We start from the raw sequence: 22,527 nt of genomic DNA on the forward strand, positions 1-22,527 counted from the left end.
CTGCGCGCTCTCGCGTAGGGAAAAACATGAATTTCGGGACTTCTCCCAGTCCCGAAAACCGTGCGGTCCGATACACAATGAAGGCGGCGCGACGAGTGCGCCGGATGCACCGAATGGGGAGACAGCATGTCGGGATCGAATCAATCGAATGCGGCGGCGGTGCGCGCGTTCCGTGTGCTCGAAACGTTGGCGGCGGCTGGCCGCCCTTTGTCGATGATGGATCTCGCGACCACGCTCGGCCTGCCGAAACAGACGATGCATCGTATCCTCGTGCAGTTGACCGATGCTTGGCTCGTCACGCGCGGCGCGAGCGACAAGCGCTACGAATGCTCTGCGCGGGTGCGCATGCTCGCCGTGAACGTGCTCATGCATGCCGGCCCGGCCGCCGCGCGGCACGTATTGCTCGAGCAGCTCGTGGCGAAGATCGGCGAGACATGCAACTTGACCATGTTGTCGGGCAACGACGTCGTTTATATCGACCGTGTGGAAACCGAGTGGCCGTTGCGCATGCATTTGCAGCCGGGGTCGCACGTGCCGCTGCATTGTTCCGCCAGCGGCAAGCTCTTGATCAGCTTTCTGCCGAAGGATCGGCGTGAACGCGTGATCGACACGCTGCCGCTACGCGCCTATTCCGAGCGTACGATCACGAGCCGCGAGGTGCTGCGCAAGGAGCTTGCGTTGACGCGCCGGCGCCGGTTGGCCGTCAACGACCAGGAGCATCTTCAGGGGCTGATCGCCATCGCGGTGCCTGTCATGCTCGACCGTCACCGCGCCTGCGCGGCGATTGCGGTGCAGGCGCCGGTCGGCCGGCTCACGCTGCAGGACTTGCTAGCCTTCGAGCCGGATTTGCGGCACGCCGCCGAAGAAACCGCCAAGACGTTCCGCACTTGATGCGGCGGCGCTCGGCCGCCGGGGCGGCGATCGAGCGCGGGGCCGCGGCAAGCGGGCCTTAAGGTGCTACCGAAACGTCATGGCGCGCTGACTACCGGATGCTCGTGCGTCGATAAGCGCGCGCCGCGGCCGCGTGCGATCGCGCGCGCCGAAGCGGCCGATACCAGCGCGGAAAACAGCACGTAGGCGCAGATGGTCCACCATTTGCCGCCGCTCATCTTCCACAGTGCCGTCGCGATGATCGGCGTGATGCCGCTCGCGAAAATGCCAGAGAACTGATACACGAAAGAGATGCCCGTGTAACGCACGCTTGCATCGAAGAGCTCGGAGAACAGCGCGGCTTCCGGCCCATACACCATGGCGTAGCAAATGCCGAATGGAATGACGATGGCGAGCCAAATCAACAGGGTATTGCCCGGCTGGCTCTCGATCAACCAGAAGGCCGGATAGACCGCCGCGCCGCAAAGCAGCGAGCCCCACATGTACACGCGCGCGCGGCCGATGCGATCGGACAGGCCGCCGAAGATCGGAATGAAGAAGCACATGACGAAGGCAGCGATCATCACACCGAGCAGCGCATCGGTGCGATCCATCTTGATGTGTTGGGTGAGATACCCGATCGAAAATACCGCGAAGATATTGAAGAACACGCCGTCGATATAGCGCGCGCCCATGCCGAGCAACAACTCTCGGCGATAGTTGGCGAGCATCTCGACGAACGGCAGCCGCACTTCGTTGCGGTTGCGCTTGAGCGCGACGAACTCCGGGGTTTCCATCACGTTGAGCCTGATATAGAGGCCGATCATGACGAGCACGAGCGAGGCGCCGAACGCCACGCGCCAGCCCCATGCGAAAAACGCCTGCTCCGACAACAGATGGGACACCGCCGCCACCATGCCCGACGCAAGACACAGGCCGATCGACAAGCCGATCTGCGGCAGGCTAGCGTACAGCCCTCGCCGGTACGGCGGGGCATATTCGTATGCCATCAACACCGCGCCGCCCCATTCTCCGCCGAGCCCGATGCCCTGCAGCACGCGCAACGACAACAGGAGAATCGGCGCGGCTATGCCGATCTGCGCGTAGGTTGGGACGAAGGCGACGCCCACGGTCGACACGCCCATGATGAACAGCGAGAGGATCAGCGCGGACTTGCGCCCGATGCGATCGCCGAAGTGCCCGAACAACACGCCGCCGATCGGGCGCGTGACAAAGCCTACCGCGAAAGTCGTATAGGCGAGCAGGATCGACACGAGCGGATCGTTCGCCGGAAAGTAGAGCTTGTTGAAGACGATGCCGGCGACCACGCCGTATAGAAAGAAGTCGTACCATTCGACCGTCGCGCCGATGACACTGGCCATTGCGACGCGGCGAACCATGCGGGAATCGATGTGCGGATGGGATGACATGAAACGGCTCCTCCTCCAGTAAATACCCGTGCGCGCTTGCGGAACAGGATTTCGGGGGCCCCTGATCGTCTCCTCCGGGGCGTTTTTTTTCGTCCCGGCGATTCGAACGATCGCCGGGACGTGGTTTCTATTTACTGAGCCGAAATCGGTGCTTCAAGCGAATTTGGGCGAGGGGAACCGTTCTGGGACGAAACAGGGATTTTCGTTTCAATTCTCGTTCGAATTCTCGTTTGAATGGCCCGCGTGACGTCCCCACCCTCCCCGGCGTGGATGCCGCATCGATCTGCAATGCGCGAGGAGGGCTATGGCCGAGCCGCGATCTCGTCGAGGTGGTAAAGCAGATCCGCCGGGTCGTCATAAACCCTTAGCGCACCCGCTCGTTCGAGCTCGTCGGTGCCATAGCCGCCCGAGAGCAACCCCACGCCCAGGGCGCGGCAACGCTTTGCCGCAAGCATGTCCCAGATGCTGTCGCCCACCACGACCGCGTGCTCGATCGGCACGCCGAGCCGCTCTGCCGCGGCGATGAAGAGGTCCGGGTCGGGCTTGGCGTATTTGACGTCGTCGCGCGTCACGACCACGTCCTTGGCCGGATCCACGCCCAACGCCTCGAGATTGAGCGCGGCCGTCTGCATGCGCCCGCTCGTCGCGATCGCCCACGGAATGCCCGCCTGCGACAACGCGGTCAACAGCTCCCGCGCCCCGGGTAACGGCCGCACTTGGCCGCGAAACTGGAGATAGGCGTCGGCATGCGCGACGCGCAGCCGGTTGATGGCTTCCTCGCTCACTTGCGCCTGCGTCTCGCGCAATAGTTGCGCCGTGAACAGCCCCCCGCTCATGCCGATCTTGCGATGAATCCGCCACACGGACAACGCGATCCCTTCCGCATCGAGCGCTTGTTTCCACGCAAGCACGTGCTGATAGACGCTATCTACGAGGGTGCCGTCGAGGTCGAACAGAAATGGGGTTTGCAATCGCATGGGCGCTCCCGTTGACAGTCGATTCAAACGCAACCGGCGCCACGTAGCGCCACGTTTTACCGCCGCTCATTGTAGCGCGCCGCTCCCCAGGAGCAGACGCCCTCCTACCGTTCGATCGTCAACGAAAAGCCGGGAAACGAGCGCCTCTGCGGCTCGGCGCTCGTCCTCGTCAAATCGCCCATCCGCCTGCATAGAACGCCACCAGCACGACGGCAATCGATACGGTGCCGAGGTTCAGCTTGCGCCATTCGCCGCTGACGATGCGGCCGATGACGAGCGTCGCGAAGCCGAGCATGATGCCGGTCACGATGTTGGCCGTCAGCACGATGAACACGGCGGTGACGAGCCCGGCCATCGCATCGACGCTATCGTCCATGTGAAGTTTGCTCACACTCGATAGCATCAAGAGGCCGACGTACATCAACGCGGGCGCGGTCGCATACGACGGCACCAGCCCTGCAAGCGGGGAAAAGAACATCACGACCAGAAACAGCAGGCCGACCACCGCGGCGGCCAGTCCCGTCTTCGCGCCCGCGGCCACGCCCACGCTCGATTCGATATAGGCCGCTGCCGGCGCACCGCCGAGAAACCCCGAGAAAATCGAACTGAGCGAATCGGCCGTCAACGCCCGGCCGCCGTTGATGATGCGGCCCTTCTCGTCGAGCTGGCCCGACTGCCCCGCCACGGCGCGAATCGTGCCCGTGGCATCGAAGACGGCGGTCATGACGAGTGCGAGGACACTGGGCAGCACCGCCACCGACAGCGCGCCTTTGAGATCCATCGCGCCGATCAGCGACGCGTGCCCCGGCGCGCTCAGGGAAGGCAACGCGAATACGCCGTGGAACTTCACGCTCGGATCGAAGGCGAGACCGATCGCCGACACGGCGACGACGACAAGCAAGATGCCGCCCGGCACGCGGCGCCGCTCCAGCCCAAAAACGGCTGCCAGACCGATCACCGACATCACCGCGGGGAACGCGGTGACATGCCCGAGCGCAAGCGGCAAGCCCGCGCCCGGATTCTTGACCACGAGGCCGACATCGTTCGATGCGATCAGCAGCAAGAACAGGCCGATACCGATACCCGTGCCGTGCGCGACGCCCGCCGGCAAGTTGCGCAAGATCCACGAGCGCACGCCGGTAACGGAGATCGCGGTGAAGACGAGCCCCATCAAGAAGACCGCGCCCAGCGCGACCGTGGGCGCGATGCCCTTGCCCAGAACCAGACCGAACGCGGTGAATGCGGTGAGCGAAATCGCGCAGCCGATCGCAATCGGCAGCTTCGCCCATAAGCCCATCAACAGCGAGCCGAAAGCCGTCGTGAGGCAAACCGCGACGAACACGGCGCTCGTATCGAATCCGGCTTTGCCGAGCATGCCGGGGACGACGAATACCGAATACACCATCGCCAAAAAAGTGGTGACGCCCGCGACGATTTCGCGGCGCTCGGTGCTGCCTCGCGCCGAAATATCGAAATAGCGATCGACGGCGCCCTTGTCGCCGAAGCCGTCCGCCGCGCTGGAGCCAACGATCGGCCGCGCCTGGGTATCACTCATGAGCTTGCTCCTTTATCAGCATGCTGAAACGGCCGCGCGGACCGTCGTCAGGGTTGTCTCGAATCTGCTCCGTCCGAATTCAATCAGCCCGCAGGCCGCGACGGCCTAACGGGGGAACGTCTTGGGGACGGGCGAGCCGATGTTGGCGTCGTTTCGCGAGCTCAGGAGCGGACCCTCGCCGCTCGTGCTTTGCGACGCGTGCTCTATCGCCGCATCGTTTTCACTCGGCTGTCACGAAGCGTAGGCGAACACAAAATCGCGTCCCATCAGCCGGGCGACATGAAGCCCATGCGATAGCGCTTATATCGGCTTGAAACCACGGTTTCTCGCCGTCGCGACCCGTGTTTACGCCTAGTGCGAATCCGTTAAGGCGACTATTTGAATGTGAGCGCGGGAGCCGCGCCGGCAATCGAGACGGCTCGGGGGCGAAATGCGCGCGCCGCCTGCCCGAGCGTTAAAGGAAGGAAAAAGAAACCAACGGATAGAATGTCGCCCGCTCACCGAGCCGGCATCGAGGCTCGTGCGGACTGTGCGCGCTGCAACCACTCGCGGTTATGCGCGCGCGCGTGGCGCGGCCAATGTTTTCCGTCCTGCAAAATGTCTTCGTACAATGCGGCGGCGCGCTTGCGGTCGGCTTCGTTCGGCTGCGCGGCGAGCCAATCGGCAAACAAGCAACGCGGCGCCGCATCGCTCGCGCAGGCAAGCGCCACCTCGAACGCGGCGCGCGCGCCGCCGGCTCCGAGCGCCGCGAGCGTGCGGGCGTAAAGCAGCGACGGCTGCGCTTGCTGACGCATCTGCGGTTGGCTCGCGAACAGACGCGCCAACGCCGCGTCGGCATCGGCATACCGCGCGAGTTCGAACTGCGCGCGCGCCAAGCCGAGCAACAACGCTGGGTCGTTCGCGAACGGCCCATTCGCCGCCATCTGAAACTGCTCGATCGCTTCTTGCGGAGTCCCGGCTTCCAACAGCGCATTGCCTAGCCGCATCCGGTTCGCCACGGTGGGCGCGCGGTCGAGCTCGGCGCGGCTTTCGCGCACGGCACGGTTCGGATCCACGAACTGCGTGATCGCGCGCGTTGCGACATACGCCCCGCGCGACTGCCGCCAGCTCGGCAAATAAACGGCGAAGAAATACACGAGGCTGCCGAACATGGGAAACGCAAAGAGCACGAACAACCAATAGATGTTCTGTTGATGGCGGACGGCATGCACCGCGAAGTAAATCGCGACGATGACGTGAAGGCCGATTCCGAAGTAAGGCATATGAGTTCCGTTCTCGAGGCGCAGAAGCCGCGGCGCCTGCTTTCCTGACATTCTGTAATGTGACTCGTGCCCCTTAAGCGGGGCTTAAGGAGTATGCGCGAGAACGGCGCCCCGGCGCAGATATCGAAGCGCATCACCCGCGCAACGCAGCGAAGCGCCGCGCAAGCGGCCGCCCGGTCTAGGGAGCCGACTGTTACACCGCGATCGTGCGCTCGCTCACAGCCGCCGGCTGACTGCCCGACGGACAATGGTTGCGCTGGGGACCGACATCGACCAAGCGCATTCAATCACCATCGAGCCGGCCACCCACGAGACAACTATCCGAGGGGTTTGCCGTGCGTAGCGAGACCTGGCGGGCCGGAGCCCGAGCTGTACGCCGCACCGCAGCGACGATCGCATTGATCGGCGCTGCGGTGCTTCTTTCACCGGCACCATCGAGCGCACAGCCGCGCGCGCCCTCCGCCAAAAGCCAGCATGCGCCGCCGTCGGCTGCCGCGCCCGCTGCCGTGCCCGCCGCGGTGCAGATGGACTTCGCGGCGATGGTCGAGCGCTACGGGCCGGCCGTCGTCAACATCGTCACGACAGCGCGGGACGACACGGCGGATCAGGCAGCCGCTGCGCGAGGGCTCGACGATCTCGATCCGGATGACCCGGTCTTTGCGCTCGTTCGAGCGACGTCGGCGCAACCGGCAGCGCCATCGACGGTGCCCGATGCGCCACGCGTCGTTTGGGGAAGGGGCTCCGGCTTCATCATCAGCGCGGACGGCATCGTGGTGACGACGGCGCACATCGTCAACCGCGCCGAGCAAGTCGTCGTCACGTTGACGGACCGCCGTCAATTCAAAGCCGATGTGCTCGGCGTCGACCCGCAAACGGATGTGGCACTGCTGCAAATCGCGGGCGCCGGCAAGCTGCCGGCCGTGCGGGTGGGCGACGCCTCGCACGTGCGCGTCGGCGAGCGCGTCTTGGCGATCGCCTCGCCCGACGGCCCGCAGAATGCGGCCACCTCGGGCCTCATCAGCGTCACACCGCATGCGCTCGCGGACGGTAACGCCTTCACCTTCCTCGAAACGGACATCGCCCCGGATCCGGACGCCTCCGGCGGCCCCCTGCTCGATCGCACCGGCGCCGTGATCGGCATCAATCTGCAGGTCTACGCGAATACGGGACGCTACCGGAGCCTGACATTGGCGATCCCGATCGACGCGGCGCTCAGGCTGCGTGCGCAGTTGCAAGGGCAAGGCAAGGTAGGCGGCGGCAGCTTGGGCATTCAAACGCAGGATGTCGATCCGGGCCTTGCCGCGGCATTCGGTCTACCGCATGCAACCGGAGCGCTCGTCACCGCAGCGGCGCCCACGGGGCACGGCTCGCTCGCGAACCCGCTGAAGGCGGGCGATGTCATCACACGGATCAACGGGAAGACGATCGAGCATGAAAGCGACCTTACCGACTATGTGTCGGCGTTACCGCCCGGATCGAAGGTCTCACTCACCGTCGTTCGCAACAAGAAGCCGATGCAATTGACGGCGGCCGTCGCGGCGCGAACTGCGCAGGATGGCGAGAGCCTCACGAAAACGAGAGGCGCCGGCGCGGTCGAACGCAACTTGATCGAACGCGTGGGACTGACCGTGCATGCATTGAGCGAAGACGAACGCCGTACGACGGGAGCCATCGGCGGCGTCGTGGTCGATGCCGCGACGGGAGTCGCCGAGGCCGCAGGCATCCAAGCGGGCGACGTCATTTTGTCGGTGAACAGCGAGCGTATCGACACGCGCAATGCGCTCGAAGCGTTGCTCGAACGCAGCGGCAAGGAGGTAGCGCTGTTGATTCAGCGCGATAACGTACGCAGTTTCGTCTCGATGGAGATCCGATAGCGGCTTCGTCGACGCTTTCGCGCGCAACCTACCGACCGTCCTCGGCCTGAGACCGAACCGCCATCGTGTCGCCATCGTGCCCCTAGGCCCCCGACGTCCGGCGTCTGGGGGCCGTCAATAGAAGGGCAACACCAGCCTTCGCGCGCCTACGTCTACGCATTTGCTTCGCGCATCGTCAGGAGCACTGCGCATCCGCTCGCGACGAGCAAGGCGGTCAATAGGTAGAGCGCGTCGTCCATGCTGCCCGTGCGCACTTTGATCTGCCCGATGACCCACGGGCTGACGATGCCGCTCGTGATCCCGATGCTGCTGATGAGGGCGATACCCGGCGCTGCTGCCGCCGTCGACAAGCAATGCGAAGGCATCGTCCAAAAGATCGGCAACGCGGCGAAGATCAGAATCGTTGCGCCGCTGAGAATCGCCAGCATGGCCGCAAAACTCGACAAGTGCGCGGTCAGCGTGACCAACGCCATGCCGCCGACGATCGTGCAAAAAGCGAAGTGCCGCCGGCGCTCACCCGTTCGATCGGAATGGCGCGCGATCGCGATCAGTCCGACAACGCCCAACGCGTTGGGAACGGCCGTATAAAGACTGATCGAAACCACATCGGTGATGCCGAAATCGCGGATCATGAGCGGCATCCAAAAATTCAGTGTCAGCGACGCGCAAGTCAACGAAAAGTAAATGAACGCGAGCAGATAAACGCGTGGCGTGCGCAACGCTTGGGCGAACGCACCGTGTCCGGGCGCACGGGCGCAATCCCGAGTCTCATGCGCGAGCGCCTGCGCCACGCGGGCCTTTTCCTCCGCGCTCAGCCAGGTGGCCTGCTTCGGCCCATCGACGAGCCAAGTCAAGGACAACATGCCCAGCACGAGCGCGGGCGCCCCTTCGATCGCGAACATCCAGCGCCAACCGGCCAGCCCCAACACGCCAGCCGTCTCGCGCATGAGCCAGCCCGAAAACAATCCACCGAGCACTCCCGCGACGGCCACCCCCGCGAAGAAGATCGACAGGATCGCAGCTCGGCGCGCCGCCGGAAACCAGTAGGTCAGATACAAAACGATCCCTGGGAAGAATCCGGCCTCGAATACCCCGAGCGCGAACCGCAGCGCGTAAAAATGGCCCGGAGTCTTCACGAACATCGTCCCGACCGATACCGCACCCCACAACAGCATGATGCGCGCGAACGTACGCTTTGCGCCGAAGCGGGCCAGCAGCATGTTGCTCGGCACCTCGCACACGACATAGCCGATATAAAAGATCGCGGCGCCCAGCCCGTACATTGCATCACTAAAGCCGAGATCGTGCTTCATCTGAAGCTGTGCGAAACCGATGTTGATGCGATCGAGAAACGACACGACATAACAAAGAAATAGAAACGGCACGACGCGCAACGCAATCTTGCGGTATAGGACGTCGTCGCCGGGCATAGTCTGTCCTGCCGCTTGCACGGCAGCATCGATCGATCGGGTCATTTGTCTCGCTCCAGGAGGAAAAAAGCGCCTCGGCGTCTAGCGCGCCGATCGCGCGGCTACTTGGGTAGGGGTTTTCTCATGCCGCGCAGCGGTGCGGCAGTGATGGATATCCTTCGAGTGCGGCTTCGAGGGCGAGGCCGATCGCCTCGGCAAGTGTGGCTTGATCGCCGATATGGTTGGCGAGCAGCAAGATCAATCGAGCGTTCGCACTATGACTTTGCGCGTCGCTCAAATCCCGATGCATATCGATCAACGCCTCGTAAAAATCGTCGGGCTGCGTCAGATTCGGTTGCGTATTCAGCTTCATCTGTCGTCTCGCGCATCGCCAGTATAATTAGGAGTGCTAATCAAGCAATCGACATGAATTTCGTTCATTGCGCCTCAACTCTCCTATGCCGCCCCGCCCGAGCCGAGTGCACGCTCGAGCGCGGCCTCGATGTCGTTCGCGCCCGCATGTCGCCAACGCGCGCACACGTGTTGATCAGGGCGCATCAGATAAATCGTACCCGGGGCGCCGTCGTAACGCTCGGTCACTAGCCCTTGTGCATCGTGCAACGCTCGAGCACCGATGGCCTTCGCGTCGGCGACCCACTGCTCGCCGCCTTGCGACGGCTCCCTCGGGCCGACGACAACGATCTCGAGCGGCACGGCAAGCGAGCGCGCACGTTCGATCGCAGCCTTCTCGTCGGCGCGCAGGCCTTCCTCCGCTGCAAAAAGCAACACCGTGAACCTCCCGCCGATATGCCCGAGCAGCCAATCTTCCATCCCGTCGCGCACGACGGGCGCATCGACGCACGATGCACCCGGCATCATGGCGCCTTCGAATCGATCCCGATCGGGGGTGTTCAGCGTGGATTCGCGCAAGAGCGCAGGAACGGAAAGCCGTCCGCTATTGACTAGCCGCCGCGCAAAGGGATGACGTCGCGCCAGCGTAAGCACGGCATCGCGAAATACGCGGCTGATGGGGCTCTTCGGCGTGATGAAATCCGTGGAGCGCGCCGAGTTCAAGATGTTCTCGTCGGCCGCATACTCGCGCTCGCGCGCATAAGTATCGAGCAGGCTGTCGGGCGCGCGGCCGGCCAACACCATCTCGAGCTTCCACGCGAGATTTTCGGCGTCTTGAAAGCCGCTGTTCGCACCGCGTGCGCCAAACGGCGAGACGCCGTGCGCCGCGTCGCCGGCGAACAACACGTTTCCATGCCGGAAGCTGTCCATGCGCAGGCAGGAGAACGTATAGACGCTCACCCACTCGATTTCGAATTTCACGTCGGGACCGAGCAGCGCGCGCACCCGCGGTATCACACGCTCGGGCGTCTTCTCGAGCGCCGGGTCGGCGTCCCAGCCGAGCTGGAAATCGATGCGCCACACGTTGTCCGGCTGCCGGTGCAGCAGCACCGATTGATTCGGATGAAACGGCGGGTCGAACCAAAACCAGCGCTCCGATGGAAAATCGGCTTCCATCTTGATGTCGGCGATCAAAAAACGATCCTTGAACGTGCGGCCTTTGCTTTCGAGCCCCAGCATATGGCGCATCGGGCTGCGCGAGCCGTCCGCGGCCACGACGTAGCGCGCATCGAGCGCATATTCACCGTCGGGCGTATCGATCGTGAGCGTAACCGGCGCTTGCCCCGGCTGCGCTCCGTCACGCCGAACCACGCCCACGACCTTATGGTTCCAACGGATCTGCAAGTTCGGCAGCGCCTTGGCGCGCTCGATCAAAAAGCCTTCCACGTAGTACTGCTGCAGGTTGATGAACGCGGGGCGACGGTGACCGGTCTCGGGCAACAGGTCGAACGAATAGACCAGCTCGTCCTTCAAAAACACTTTTCCCACATGCCAGCGCACGCCCTTTTCGACCATGGCCTCGCCGCAGCCCAGCCGATCGAAAATGTCGAGCGAGCGCTTTGAAAAACAGATCGCGCGCGAGCCTGTCGATAGGCAGTTGTCGTCGTCCACTACGACGACGCCCACGCCGCGCTGCGCCAAGTCGATCGCCGTCGCCAATCCCACCGGGCCCGCGCCGACCACGATCACCGGATGGATCGCACCCGCCGCCCCGCCTTCCTGCTCCGCATGACGCCGGTATTCGAACCTCAGCGTCTGATAATCGATTGCCATCTCAGTCTCCCCGTCGCCCGTTTCAGTCCTGCAGCGCGGACCACATTTCCTTGTCGCGCTCGGCGGTCCAAATCCGGGGGTGAACGATGCCGCTCGCTTCGTCGAACGCTCGCGTGACGTCGAACGGCAAGCAGTGCTCGTAGATGAAGACTTGACCGAATTTCGGGTCCATCGCTTCGCGCGCGAGCGCCATCGCGCCTTTGAGATCGAGCCCCTGCGCCACGGCGGCACGGCCGCGATCGAGCAACGTCGTCACGAAATCGCGCGTGTAGGCAATGCCCGCTTTGACTTGCGCCGCATCGGTCAGCGCGGGGCCGCGCCCGGGCACGAGCTTGTCGGCCCCGAGCGCCGCCAGCGCATCGAGCGTCGAGGGCCACTGCGCGAGTTGCGCGTCGCCGCAATAGCAGGCTGCGCCGTATTCGACGAGATCGCCCGAGAACAGCACCTTTTGCGAAGGCAGCCATACGATCGTATCGCCCTTGGTATGCCCCGCGCCCAGATGCATGACCTTGACTTCGAGCTTGCCCAGGTAAAGCGTGATTTCGCGCTCGAACACGAGCGTCGGCCAGGTGAGGCCCGGCACCGTTTCCACGCCCGCGAACAGCCGCGGGAAGCGCTCGATTTCCGACTTCATGTCCGCTTCGCCGCGCTCGACGATCATCTCGTACGTGCCTCGGCTCGCAATGATGTTCTGCGCGCCTTCGTCGAAGTAAGCCGATGCGCCGAGCACACGAACCGCGTGGTAATGCGACAGCACCACGTGCTTGATCGGTTTGTCCGTGATCGACCGAATCTTGGCGATCAAGTCGCGGGCCATCGCGGGCGTTGCCGTCGTATCGACGATCAGCACGCTGTCCTCGCCGATCACGACGCCCGAATTCGGATCGCCTTCGGCCGTGTACGCATAGGCGTTCTCCGAAAGCTGGGTCCACGTGATCTTTTTCTGTTCCAGGTCCGCCTGGGACGCAAATGCCTTTGCCATGTTGATCTCGCTGATGAAAAGAAACGTCGAGCGACGAATGCGCGAGCGCGGCACGATGCCCACCCGGCTGGCATGCCGAGCGGCTGGGACGGCGTCTCGCTCCAATGTGTCGTAATGGGCTGCTTATTTATTCGAACCGGCCGAAACCCCTATCGCCGCCGCTAGGGCCGCGGCGTAGATCGTTCACAGTCGAAGCCATGGTAGGCCGCACTCACGCGCTTTGTCAACAGCAAATGCGTTTGCTATACCCAAATTGCACGCGCGACAGGCCTATCTTCGTCGGATAAGATCACGCCTTTGCGTTCCACTGACGAGAGGTTGGCTTGGCCACGCGTTCCCCTTCAGCCGCAGAGAGCAAAGCGTCGTCCCGAGGCGTGCAAAGCGTCGAAGTCGCGGGCGTGCTGCTCACGGCGCTTGCCAGCCGCGGCAGCGTGAGCTTGGCGGAACTCGCCGCCGCCGCCGGCATCGCGCCCGCGCAAGTGCACACGTATCTCGTGAGCCTCACGCGGCTGGGGCTCGTCAAGCGCGATGCCGTGCTCGGCGATTACGAGCCCGGCCCGCTGTCGCTGCGTTTGGCGCTGCAGCACCTCGAGCATCGGCCGGCCTATCGCGCGGCCGTGCGCGAAGTCGCCGCGCTCGCGAAACGCTCCGGCTGCTGTATCGCAGTCTGCACGGCGGGGCCCCACGGGCCGACCATCGTGCACTACGAGCACGCCGGTGCGCCGCTTCACGTCAATCTTCACGTCGGCTCGGTGATGTCGCTGACGGCCACCTCCACCGGCCGCGTGTTCTCGGCGTTTCTGAGCCCGGCGCAGCGGCAGGCGATGCAACCCGAAACGAAGCCGCGACGCGCACGAGACGATGCCTTCGAATCCGAGCTCGAACGCATTCGCGCTCAGCGCATCGAACGCGGAATCGACACGCCCACGCCATGGATCAGCAGCATGTGCGTACCCATCGTCGATGCCTCGGGGGCGGTGCAGTTGACGCTCACCGCCATCGGCCCGTCGAGCGCGATCGACGTCGCCTGGGACGGCCGGCTCGCTCAAGCGCTGCGTGCATCGGCGCAGCACATCGAAGCGCTCTTGCACTCGCCCTCGCCGTGCGCTGCGAACGAGCCCCCTCGCGCCTGGGATGCCGAACCCGGTAGCGAAGACTCCGGCCAGCGGGGCATTCGCACGCTCGATACGACGGGCGAGTTGCTCAATGCCCTTGTGCGCGCCGCACGGCCGCTGATCCTGCGCGACCTCGCCACGGCCGCCAACATGCCCGCCGCCAAAGCGTTCGCGCACGTGGTCAGTCTCGTGGGGATCGGCTTGCTCTCGCGCGACGAGGCGGGCGCCTTCGACACCGGGCCGCTCGGCTTGCAATTGGGATTGATGGCATTGCAGCGACAAGCGCCGGAGCGCGACGCACAGCGCGAGATCGCGCGTCTTGCGGCCGACACGGGCTTGACCGTCGCCGCGGCGGTGCTCGGCCCGCTCGGGCCCACTGTCGTGCGCTTGGAAGAATCGACGCAGCCCCTGCACGTCAGCCTGCGCGTGGGCACGGTCGTCTCGCTCGTGCAGACGGCGATAGGCCGCGTCTTTGCCGCCTATTTAGGCGCGGAGCCGCTCGCCGATATGCTGGCGCTCGAATCGTTGCGGCTTGCGGGCGCACCGGCGTCGCGCGCCGCCGGTGCGGGGCAACGCCACGGAAAGGAAGGCGAACGCGGGCGAGCGGAAGCGATGACGCCCGCTTACGAGTCGCATCTTGCCCGCATTCGCAGAGAAGGCATCGATGCGGCGCTCGGCTCGCCGCTGCCCGGGATCGACGCGCTTGCGGCGCCCGTATTCGATCACACGGGCGCCGTGCGCCTCGTGATCGCGCTCATCGGATCGACGGGTAGCTTTGAGAGCGCGCATGCGGGGCTGCCGGCGCGGCGGCTGGTGCGGGCGACGCGTCAATTGTCGTGGCGGCTCGGATGGGCGCCTGTTGTTGCTGGGGCTTGTTGACGCCGTCGCCGGGCGGCGTGCGGCCGAAGATTGCGCTCAGCAACCCGGTGCGCCACGCGAGGAGCAGCAGCGTGCCGGACAGCGTCGCCTCGCCGATCACACGCGCGGACGCCATGCCGAGAGCGCCGAAATGCGGTGCGAGCAATAGCGCGGAGCCGAGATTGGCTGCCGCCGACATCAGCCCCGCGACCGCCATCAGCCGGTCTTTCTTCCGCGGCAGGAAGACGTAAAAACCCACGAATTGATTGAACGCGGAAAATGGGAACATCCACGCGAAGCGCTGCAGCACATGCGCGCTAGGCGTGAACGCTTTGCCCAGGATCAGCGGCAGCACGAACGGCGAAAGCACGTATGCGCCGGCCAAGGCGAGGAATCCATAGCCGAGCAGCAACGCCGCGCCGCGCCGTGTCGTCGCGCGTGCGCCGTGATGATCGTTCTGCGCGATCTGCCGGGAAATGGTCGGGATAAAAACCTGCGCAGCCGGCCCCATGAGGCTCAAGCCGATCGTCGCGAAACGCTCGGCGGCGCCGTAATAGCCCACCTGCGTCGGTGTCGATAGCAACGTCAACAGGTACGTGGAAGCCGAAGTCAGCACCACCGAACCCGTCGAGTAAAGGAACAGCATCGTCGAATCGCGCATGAGGCTGGGCACCCCGCGCCAATTCATCCGCGGTAGACCGATGTCCTTGAGCGTGAGCCAGTATGCGATCGTGGTCGAGCACAGACAAGCCGCCAAGAGGCTCGCCAACACCAAGGTCGAATCGGCTGGCCCTCTCACGAGCGAGAGCACCAGCACCAAGCTGAGCGCGAAGCCGACCACTTCCAGCATGATCGGCGTGCGGAATTGATGCCGCCCTTGGAACAGCCAGCCCAGGTTCCAGCCGTTCAAGATGCCGAGCAACGTCGCGAGCACGCCTATGAGCGGGCGCTGTGACAACACGGGCGAGCAGAAGGTCGCCGTGAGACCGACGGCGCCGCCGAGCGCACCGAGTAGGATCCGCGCGCTCAGATGCAGCGAAAAGATATCGTTGAATTCGCGCTTCTCATGGGCCCTCGACACGTCGCGCATGCCAACGAAGGTGAAGCCGTAGCTTACGAGCATCCATATGACGTTCATCAACGACATGGCCGCGAGCACGCGGCCGTACTCGGTCACGCCTAGCACACGCCCATAGAACGGGATGACCACCAGGAGGTACAAGTACCTCATGATGTAGCCGCCGTACACGAAAGCGAGTACGCGGGTGTTCTCTTTCTTGTCCATAGCAATATTTCATAGGCCGCCGCCCTTCAAGCGACGAGCACGTGGGAACGCCGAAGCGCCGCATCAATGCGCGGCGCTGCTCCCGCGCGCTAGCGGATTGGAGATGAAGCGCACCACATAGTTCGACAACGGTGCGTATGGAACAAGGCACAGGCACGACAGGCCGATGGTGCCGAGCTTTTTCACCGGGCCCCAGAATGGGTTGGCGACGATCGAGTGCAAATAATTGCGCGAGTCGAAGGCGAACCAGCGCCAACGGTCGAGCACGGGGGCGCCATAGATCTCGCTGCAAAAAATTGCCTTTTCATGCGAGAAGTCGTGAAACGACTCGGGCAAATCGATGTTCAGCCGCTGGCGGGCGACATACCGTAAAGCGTTCCACCGTGCGGCATACGCTTTGGGCGCTTTGTTATTTTTTTCCGAATTGGCGAACGAAACGTCTTGTGCAGCGGAATTATGTACGCGATACGAGCCGAGCGCATGCGAAATCGAGGCAACTTGACCGACCAACGCCACGCCATAAATCGAAAAAAAATCTGCGCCGTAACGGCCTTCCGTCGTTTCGGGAATCGGAAATATTTTTCTGAGCGCGCTGGTTTGATAGGCATTGCCCGAGGCAGGCGGGGACGGGTACAACCACCCTTGCCGCAGCAACGTGCCACAGTCAGCCGGCGCATCCGAATGCGGGACCGAGACGCCCGTGTGCGTGCCGTCCTGGCCGATCACGTCGAGGCGAAATTGCACCTTGACGTAGTCGCCCGTCGCAAAGCGCCGCATCACGTCCGTGGCCGCATTCGGGTAGAGCAGATCGTCGGCGTCGAGCAAAATCACGTACTCGGTGTCCACCTCTTCCAACGCGCGGTTGTACGCCGACACCTGACCGCCGTTCGGCTTGAGCACCGCGCGAATGCGCGAGCCGTAGCTCGTGATGATTTCACGCGATCTATCTGTCGAACCATCGTCGACCACGAGCACCTTCGTCGCGGGGTAGTCCTGCGCCAACGCAGAATCAATGGCATCGGCAAGAAACCGCTCGTAGTTATAGTTACAGATTGCGATCGTGACTGACTTCATCTGAACGCTACTCCCTCTTGGCAACAACTGTATAAAGGATCAATATTCGTCGGCAGTCTCCGCGTCGCCGCGCTCGCTATCCTCGCCAAGCGGATAAATCGCAGCCCCTCCTGTGTTGCACTGCAGAATAAGCGACAAAAAAAGGTGCAGTACGAACCGGGCTGAAAATTCCGTGGTCTTGACCGATTAGGTTGACAGTTGTTGCTCCCTCGCACCAATGCGGAACAGCACAATAGCGCGGCCAACCACTCACGGGGTTCCTCACATGAATGACACGGTCTCGATCGTGCGCCCGGGCACTCGCCATGCCCGCCGCACTCGCCATGCCCGCCGCACGCGCTTGCTGCTCAAGCCCATCGCCCTCGGCATCTTTTCCCTTTGCATCGCGCGAGCGCATGCGGGCGCATTGCCGGGCGGCGGCAGTTTCGTCTCGGGCGCCGGTTCCATCGCTTCCGGCACTGGCTCGTTGACCGTCAACCAGACCACGACCCGCGGCGTCATCGATTGGAACAGCTTCTCCATCGGCAGCGGCAACCATGTCGTATTCAACAACGGTTCGGGCGCGACGCTCAACCGCGTCACCGGCACGAGCGCTTCGAATCTGTTCGGCACGCTATCCGCAACGGGCAGCGTCTACCTCGTCAATCCTCAAGGCGTCGTGGTGGGATCGACGGGCGTCGTGACCACAGGCGGCCGCTTCCTCGCTTCGACCCTCGACACCTCGAACGCCGCCTTCATGCAAGGCGGCCCCCTCACCTTCGCAGGCAAATCGCGTGCCCGAGTCGTCAACTTCGGCAAAATCGGATCGAGCGGCGGCGACGTCGTTCTCATTTCGGGCAATGAAGTGGTCAATACCGGTTCGATCAACGCGCCCAAAAGCGCCGTCGAACTCGCCGCCGGTCAGCAAGTCCTGTTGCAAGACTCGGCCACCGGTCGACAAGTCTTCGTGCAAGCAGGCAGCGGCGGCACGGTGTTCGATACCGGCGCCATTGCCGCGGCCCAAATCAATTTGCAAGCGGCCGATGGGAACGTGTTCGCGCTCGCCGGCGCACACAACCCCATCCGCGCGACGGGCACGTCCACGCGCGATGGCCACGTATGGCTAGTCGCCGATCGTGGCAACGTCGTCATCGGCGGCGCGATCGCCGCGAAGAATGCCGACGGCAACGGCGGCGGCGTCGACACGGCCGCACGCACGCTCTCGCTTTGCGATACGTGTGGCGCGCCGACCGTGACCGCCGGCACCTGGAACTTGACGACCCCTTCGTTCACGGTCGATACGCAAGCGGCGAGCGTACTGTCGCGCAGCTTGAACGCGGGCACCGCCGTCAACTTGACCACGACCGGCGCATCGGGCAATGCCGGCGATCTCGAGGTGGGCGCCGATCTGCGCTGGCAAGGGTCGGCCGGCTTGGCGCTGAATGCGCAGCACAACGTCGTGATCGATGCGGGCGCAACGATCAAGAACCAAGGCAACGGCGCCTTGAACCTGCGCGCGGACGCATCGGGATCGGATAACGCAGGCAGCGTGCTCAATCACGGCACAGTGGACTGGTCGGGCAGCACGGGCGTAGTGAGCGCGCTGTACGACATGAACGGCGCCTATGCACCCGGCACGCTGCTCGCCAATCCAGGCTGGGCGGCCACGCCCTACAGCGGATTGCCGTCGCAAATCACGGCATACAAGCTCGTCGATTCGCTCGGCGATTTGCAAAACGTCTCGCTCGATTTGGCCGGCGCCTACGCGCTCGGCAAAGACATCGACGCGGCCGGCGCGACATTTGCGCCGCTCGGCAATACGAGCGCCGCGTTCACGGGCCAGTTCGATGGCATGGGACATACGATCGACCGCCTGGCGCTCGAGCAGCAAGCCTTCTGGCAACCGACGGGCTTGTTCGGGGTCGTGGGCAAGACCGGCGTCGTGCGCAACATCGGCGTGACCAACAGCCACGCCAGTTATGACGACGCCGCAACCGGCATCCTCGTGGGCGACAATCAAGGCGTCGTCACGCACAGTTACGCGACCGGCTTCCTATACGCCGCCAACGAAGACCAAACCACCACGGGCGGCCTCGTCGGTCAGAACGACGGCGTCATCACCCGCTCGTGGAGCGGCGTCAGTTCCGACACGCAGGGGTTGGCCGGCGGCCTCGTAGGCCGCAATAACGGTTCCATCGTTCAATCCTATGCGACCGGCGACGTAACCGGTCCCGTCCATGTGGCGCCGGGCGGGCTCGTCGGTGATAACACCGGGCTCATTTCTCAGTCCTACGCAACCGGCAAGGCGCAAGGCAGCCGGGGCGGCGCAGGCCTCGTCTATTCCAACGAAGGGACGATCGACGAGTCGTTCGATACGGGCGTGGTGAATACCTTCTCTGCAGCCGGTGTGGCCTACGTCAATACCGGCGCCATCACGTCGGTCTACTGGAACAAGGAGACGACGGGCCAACCGAACGGCGGCGACGGCGTGCCCGCAGCGAACGGCCTCACTACAGCGCAAATGAGCGATCCCGCTAGCTTCGCGGCTTGGAACTTCGGCCCGGGAGGTGCATGGGCGATGCCGGCCGGCGCGATGCATCCGGTGCTGAACTGGCAACTCGCGCAATAACGCGAAGAAAAACGCGCTACGTCCACGCGAGCGCCTCGTGCGAGGACGCCGCGCGCGACGTAGCGCGCGATGCTACCGTCTCCTCAGTGCGCGATACAAACGAAATGCGCCGGTCCGACCGCTCCGTTCGACAGCGAAGCAGTCAGCGCGCCGACGCTAAACACGGCCGCGATGAAATAGATAAAGAGTGGCATTACTTGCCTCCATTACGTTGATTAATTAATCGTTGACTGCGCAACGCAATTTCAATGAAGCGACTCCGCTCGAATTCCAGCCCCGCCGAGCGGGTCGTTCCTTTGATGGCATCATCTCGCGATATGCCTGATTGAGATTATCCGGGAAAATTCCATGTATATTTCAAGGGGGCACGAAACCACGAATAATTGGCGCTTTTGTGAGCGCTTTTGTGAGCGCTTTCGTGCGACACGACGGGCGGCCCGAGCACCCTCGCTTCACGCGCAGCCGGCGCGGCGCATCCGCTCGAACCCTTCGATCGATTCCTCGAGCAGGCGCCCCCACTCGTAGTCGAGGCTATCCGGCGTGAAGCGCAATACGCCCGCGCCCGGCGTGAACGTCAACTCGCCGAAATACACCTTGTCGCCCACCGAATAGAGATCCACGCGGACATAAGCGAAATCCTCGGCGAGCCGTTTGGCCACGCGCTCGATCTCCGGCCAATTGCGCGGCCGCGGCACGGAGGCCGCGCTCGGTGTGTACGGGCCGAAACTCACGTTCATCCGGTTCCAATGCTCGTCGTACAGATCGCCGTGCACATCGCCGAAGCGATCGGCTACCACCATCGTGTAGATGCGCGGTCCCTCGGGGCGGCCGCCGAAAATATGGAGCTTCAAATCCGAGGGGATTTTTCCGGTTTCGTCGAGCAGCAGTTGCTCGAAGTAAAGCCGCGGTTTGATGAAGCGATAATGCCGCTCGCGCGAGCTACGCGAAAAGTCGATCGACAACCACTTTTCGGCGAGTGCATTCAATTCTTCGAACGAAGTCTGCGACTTCTCGCGCACGACCTTCACGAACGCGCAACCATGATTCGCTTTCATGACGAATGCGTCCGGCAACGCTTCGAATACCTCACGAGTGAATCGCTCGGGCGCCGCGATGAGCGGGATCAAATGCGCCTCTCCCACTTTTTGCCGCACGTATGCACGTACGGTGAGCTTATCGGTCAGGGCAACCCATCGCATGTCGGGGTGCAAGCAGCGCAGCAAGATCGATTCGTTGTAAGCAACCGGGCGCCTCATCTTCGGCCAGCGCCCGATCAACCGCCGATGCTGAATTCGCATGAACATGCGATCCGACAACAACCACTTCGCGCCGTGCCAAAGGACCTTGAACGCCTCGTGCAACGTCGTACCCGCCTGCGCCGATGCGCCGTGATGCCCATGCGAATTCGAACCGCCGTGCGCAGGGGACGCTGCGCTATCCGTTTCGCCCCGCCCGCTACGGGCCACCGCATGAAGGCCCGCGGCGACACCGTTGGGGCGCCGTACCGCATCCGCCTTGTTCACTTCGATCCTCCTTGTAACTCGGCGCGTGTCTCTTATCGATCCGAGCTGCGCTCGCCGTCGTCATGCGCGTTGCGTCACGACGAGATAAGCGAGGTGCTGGGGTGCGCCATGTCCCGCTCCGTTAACCGTCTCCGGAATTCGAAATCCAATCGACAATCCTTGCGCGCTCGAGCGCGCCGCAATCGCGCTCGCATCGGCCGCCTCGCCCGTCAGGGCGTCGATCATCGCCACGCCGAGGCGCTCCGATTGCGCGCCGGACCAGCCGCTTACCTCTACCGTTCGGGGGCCCGGCGCGGCGCGCACTTGAATCACGAGATCACCGCCCGAGCGCAATGCGAGCCCCGCCGCATCCGGGCCGAAAGCGAGTTGGCCGCCAAAGCGCTCGAGCGCGCCGCCGACGGTTTTGTTCAGCACGACCAGCGATTTGCCCGAGACGTTGTAAGTGCGCGGATTGCCGCGATGCGTGAGACGGTACGGCTCGAACCCGTCCCAGTGGTACACCATCGAAACGTACTGGTTCGGATCGTTCCATCCGTGCGCAAGCGCCCACACCGCGAACTTGAAGAAATACATCGGCAGATAGTGCGGATCGGTCATGTAGCGATCGCCGATTTCCGTCTGCCAAATGCCCCGGGCGGCGCCGCGAGCGACATAGCGCTCGTAGAGCGGCGTGAGCGCATCGACGCCCAGGTAGTGCGTGTCGAGATAGTCGACCCAATCGATCATGCGCGCATTGGCCTCGGGGCTGCGATACTCGAGCCACCTGATGTAGTTGTCCAAGCCGCCTTGATCGGGCCATCCCCCATACACGACATAGCCGCCGTATTTGCGCACGATGCGCGCGGCCGGGATGTGCACGAGTTCGACGTAATCCTCCATCGCGCGATCGTACGGCCGCGCCTGCTCGCGATGCGCGCTGAAGTTCTTGCCGTGCCAAAACGTCGCTTGCGGCGAGCCGCCCGTCAGTTTGCCCGCCGCTTCGTTCCAGATCTGAAAATGACGCACGTTATAGGGCGGCGCGACATAGGTGCGCACGACCGTTTCGACATAGCGCTGCCAGACGCTGTCGTCCTTCGGCGCGGAGCGGCTGTCGCCGTCGACCGACGCGTTCCACTTCGGCGTATAACCGAGCAGCAGCAAGGAATGAATGCCGTTGCGGTTGTTCTGCAAGATGGCTGGCGCGAGATCGTGATCGAATGCCGCCCCGGTCTTCTCGACCCTGATCGGATCGTCCGGCGAGTTGCGCTGCCCCGGCCCGACCGAATCGCGTCCCCAACTGATGCCCATCTCCTTCCACATGGCGATGTTCGAGGAGGTTTCCGCCCAGCCGTTCGCACCGATCAACTGCGTGATGCGACGTTCGCCGCCGCTCGATGAGCCCGCACGGGGCACGAGCTGTGCGGCAAACGCGCCCATGCTCGGCATCGCACCGCTTGCCGCCAGCGCCGCCAGCAGCGCGCGCCGCCGCTGCGAAAATTCGAAGCGATCGGTCATGCGCCGGTTCCTTTCGCTAGGCGCGGG

15 protein-coding genes and 1 pseudogene are annotated in these 22,527 nt (G+C 63.7%); 4 read left to right on the forward strand and 12 right to left on the reverse strand.

Features of this window, described 5'->3' with window-relative positions:
- Nucleotides 1-126 precede the first annotated feature (126 nt).
- Entirely contained in the window at nt 127-891 is a 765-nt protein-coding gene (locus tag QQS38_RS15075) for an IclR family transcriptional regulator (RefSeq protein WP_479646168.1), read from the forward strand.
- Between the two features lie 77 nt (nt 892-968).
- Here QQS38_RS15075 and QQS38_RS15080 read toward each other — a convergent pair whose 3' ends face one another.
- The 4 genes from QQS38_RS15080 to QQS38_RS15095 form a co-directional block, all read right to left on the reverse strand.
- Complete coding sequence (locus QQS38_RS15080) at nt 969-2,300, reverse strand: MFS transporter (protein WP_479646169.1); 1,332 nt, start codon at nt 2,298-2,300, stop codon at nt 969-971.
- 302 nt (nt 2,301-2,602) lie between these two features.
- Entirely contained in the window at nt 2,603-3,277 is a 675-nt protein-coding gene (locus QQS38_RS15085) for an HAD family hydrolase (protein WP_479646170.1), read from the reverse strand.
- A 169-nt stretch (nt 3,278-3,446) separates the two neighbouring features.
- Nucleotides 3,447-4,832 carry an NCS2 family permease gene (locus QQS38_RS15090; RefSeq protein ID WP_479646171.1) on the reverse strand — a complete coding sequence of 462 codons (1,386 nt, stop codon included), beginning with the start codon at nt 4,830-4,832 and terminating at the stop codon, nt 3,447-3,449.
- Nucleotides 4,833-5,329: 497 nt separating this feature from the next.
- Nucleotides 5,330-6,094 carry a hypothetical protein gene (locus tag QQS38_RS15095; protein WP_479646172.1) on the reverse strand — a complete coding sequence of 255 codons (765 nt, stop codon included), beginning with the start codon at nt 6,092-6,094 and terminating at the stop codon, nt 5,330-5,332.
- A gap of 413 nt (nt 6,095-6,507) precedes the next feature.
- Here QQS38_RS15095 and QQS38_RS15100 point away from each other — a divergent pair, with 413 nt between their 5' ends.
- A complete protein-coding gene (locus QQS38_RS15100; protein ID WP_479646173.1) occupies nt 6,508-7,968 on the forward strand; it encodes a trypsin-like peptidase domain-containing protein in 1,461 nt (486 codons plus the stop codon).
- Nucleotides 7,969-8,120: 152 nt separating this feature from the next.
- Here the strand turns inward: QQS38_RS15100 and QQS38_RS15105 are convergent, their stop codons facing one another.
- From QQS38_RS15105 to QQS38_RS15120, 4 genes are all read right to left on the reverse strand, one after another.
- On the reverse strand, nt 8,121-9,443 hold the full coding sequence (locus QQS38_RS15105) for an MFS transporter (RefSeq protein ID WP_479646174.1): 1,323 nt from the start codon (nt 9,441-9,443) through the stop codon (nt 8,121-8,123).
- 76 nt (nt 9,444-9,519) lie between these two features.
- Nucleotides 9,520-9,750, reverse strand: a complete 231-nt coding sequence (locus QQS38_RS15110) for a DUF2783 domain-containing protein (protein WP_479646175.1) — start codon at nt 9,748-9,750, stop codon at nt 9,520-9,522.
- A gap of 83 nt (nt 9,751-9,833) precedes the next feature.
- Nucleotides 9,834-11,561, reverse strand: coding sequence for an FAD-dependent oxidoreductase (locus QQS38_RS15115; RefSeq protein WP_479646176.1), 1,728 nt, complete (start codon nt 11,559-11,561; stop codon nt 9,834-9,836).
- Between the two features lie 22 nt (nt 11,562-11,583).
- The gene (locus tag QQS38_RS15120; protein WP_479646177.1) at nt 11,584-12,543 is read right to left on the reverse strand and encodes an MBL fold metallo-hydrolase; all 960 of its coding nucleotides are present in this window, start codon (nt 12,541-12,543) and stop codon (nt 11,584-11,586) included.
- 323 nt (nt 12,544-12,866) lie between these two features.
- On the opposite strand from QQS38_RS15120, the pseudogene QQS38_RS15125 reads away from it, so the two are divergent.
- Nucleotides 12,867-14,510: pseudogene (locus tag QQS38_RS15125) on the forward strand (IclR family transcriptional regulator); the annotation flags it as partial.
- Here QQS38_RS15125 and QQS38_RS15130 read toward each other — a convergent pair.
- Together QQS38_RS15130 and QQS38_RS15135 are read right to left on the reverse strand one after the other, a co-directional pair.
- Nucleotides 14,413-15,801 (reverse strand): lipopolysaccharide biosynthesis protein, encoded by a 1,389-nt coding sequence (locus tag QQS38_RS15130; RefSeq protein ID WP_479646178.1) that lies wholly within the window; start codon nt 15,799-15,801, stop codon nt 14,413-14,415. The pseudogene QQS38_RS15125 and the gene QQS38_RS15130 sit on opposite strands and share 98 nt — an antisense overlap.
- Before the next feature lie 63 nt (nt 15,802-15,864).
- Nucleotides 15,865-16,875: a glycosyltransferase family 2 protein gene (locus tag QQS38_RS15135; RefSeq protein ID WP_479646179.1), complete on the reverse strand. Its 1,011-nt coding sequence runs from the start codon at nt 16,873-16,875 to the stop codon at nt 15,865-15,867.
- 265 nt (nt 16,876-17,140) lie between these two features.
- On the opposite strand from QQS38_RS15135, the gene QQS38_RS15140 reads away from it, so the two are divergent.
- Nucleotides 17,141-19,483, forward strand: a complete 2,343-nt coding sequence (locus QQS38_RS15140; protein ID WP_479646180.1) for a beta strand repeat-containing protein — start codon at nt 17,141-17,143, stop codon at nt 19,481-19,483.
- A 452-nt stretch (nt 19,484-19,935) separates the two neighbouring features.
- Here QQS38_RS15140 and QQS38_RS15145 read toward each other — a convergent pair whose 3' ends face one another.
- Complete coding sequence (locus QQS38_RS15145) at nt 19,936-21,006, reverse strand: ATP-grasp fold amidoligase family protein (protein ID WP_479646181.1); 1,071 nt, start codon at nt 21,004-21,006, stop codon at nt 19,936-19,938.
- A 60-nt stretch (nt 21,007-21,066) separates the two neighbouring features.
- Nucleotides 21,067-22,500, reverse strand: a complete 1,434-nt coding sequence (locus tag QQS38_RS15150) for a hypothetical protein (protein ID WP_479646182.1) — start codon at nt 22,498-22,500, stop codon at nt 21,067-21,069.
- Nucleotides 22,501-22,527: the final 27 nt, after the last annotated feature.

The sequence above is a fragment of the Trinickia sp. Z7 genome (assembly GCF_056498045.1).

What these genes read in the sequence shown, in the direction of transcription:
- QQS38_RS15075 (WP_479646168.1), top strand. Translation starts at nt 127, where the DNA reads ATGTCGGGATCGAATCAATCGAATGCGGCGGCGGTGCGCGCGTTCCGT.
- QQS38_RS15080 (WP_479646169.1), bottom strand. Translation starts at nt 2,300, where the DNA reads ATGTCATCCCATCCGCACATCGATTCCCGCATGGTTCGCCGCGTCGCA.
- QQS38_RS15085 (WP_479646170.1), bottom strand. Translation starts at nt 3,277, where the DNA reads ATGCGATTGCAAACCCCATTTCTGTTCGACCTCGACGGCACCCTCGTA.
- QQS38_RS15090 (WP_479646171.1), bottom strand. Translation starts at nt 4,832, where the DNA reads ATGAGTGATACCCAGGCGCGGCCGATCGTTGGCTCCAGCGCGGCGGAC.
- QQS38_RS15095 (WP_479646172.1), bottom strand. Translation starts at nt 6,094, where the DNA reads ATGCCTTACTTCGGAATCGGCCTTCACGTCATCGTCGCGATTTACTTC.
- QQS38_RS15105 (WP_479646174.1), bottom strand. Translation starts at nt 9,443, where the DNA reads ATGACCCGATCGATCGATGCTGCCGTGCAAGCGGCAGGACAGACTATG.
- QQS38_RS15110 (WP_479646175.1), bottom strand. Translation starts at nt 9,750, where the DNA reads ATGAAGCTGAATACGCAACCGAATCTGACGCAGCCCGACGATTTTTAC.
- QQS38_RS15115 (WP_479646176.1), bottom strand. Translation starts at nt 11,561, where the DNA reads ATGGCAATCGATTATCAGACGCTGAGGTTCGAATACCGGCGTCATGCG.
- QQS38_RS15120 (WP_479646177.1), bottom strand. Translation starts at nt 12,543, where the DNA reads ATGGCAAAGGCATTTGCGTCCCAGGCGGACCTGGAACAGAAAAAGATC.
- QQS38_RS15130 (WP_479646178.1), bottom strand. Translation starts at nt 15,801, where the DNA reads ATGGACAAGAAAGAGAACACCCGCGTACTCGCTTTCGTGTACGGCGGC.
- QQS38_RS15135 (WP_479646179.1), bottom strand. Translation starts at nt 16,875, where the DNA reads ATGAAGTCAGTCACGATCGCAATCTGTAACTATAACTACGAGCGGTTT.
- QQS38_RS15140 (WP_479646180.1), top strand. Translation starts at nt 17,141, where the DNA reads ATGAATGACACGGTCTCGATCGTGCGCCCGGGCACTCGCCATGCCCGC.
- QQS38_RS15150 (WP_479646182.1), bottom strand. Translation starts at nt 22,500, where the DNA reads ATGACCGATCGCTTCGAATTTTCGCAGCGGCGGCGCGCGCTGCTGGCG.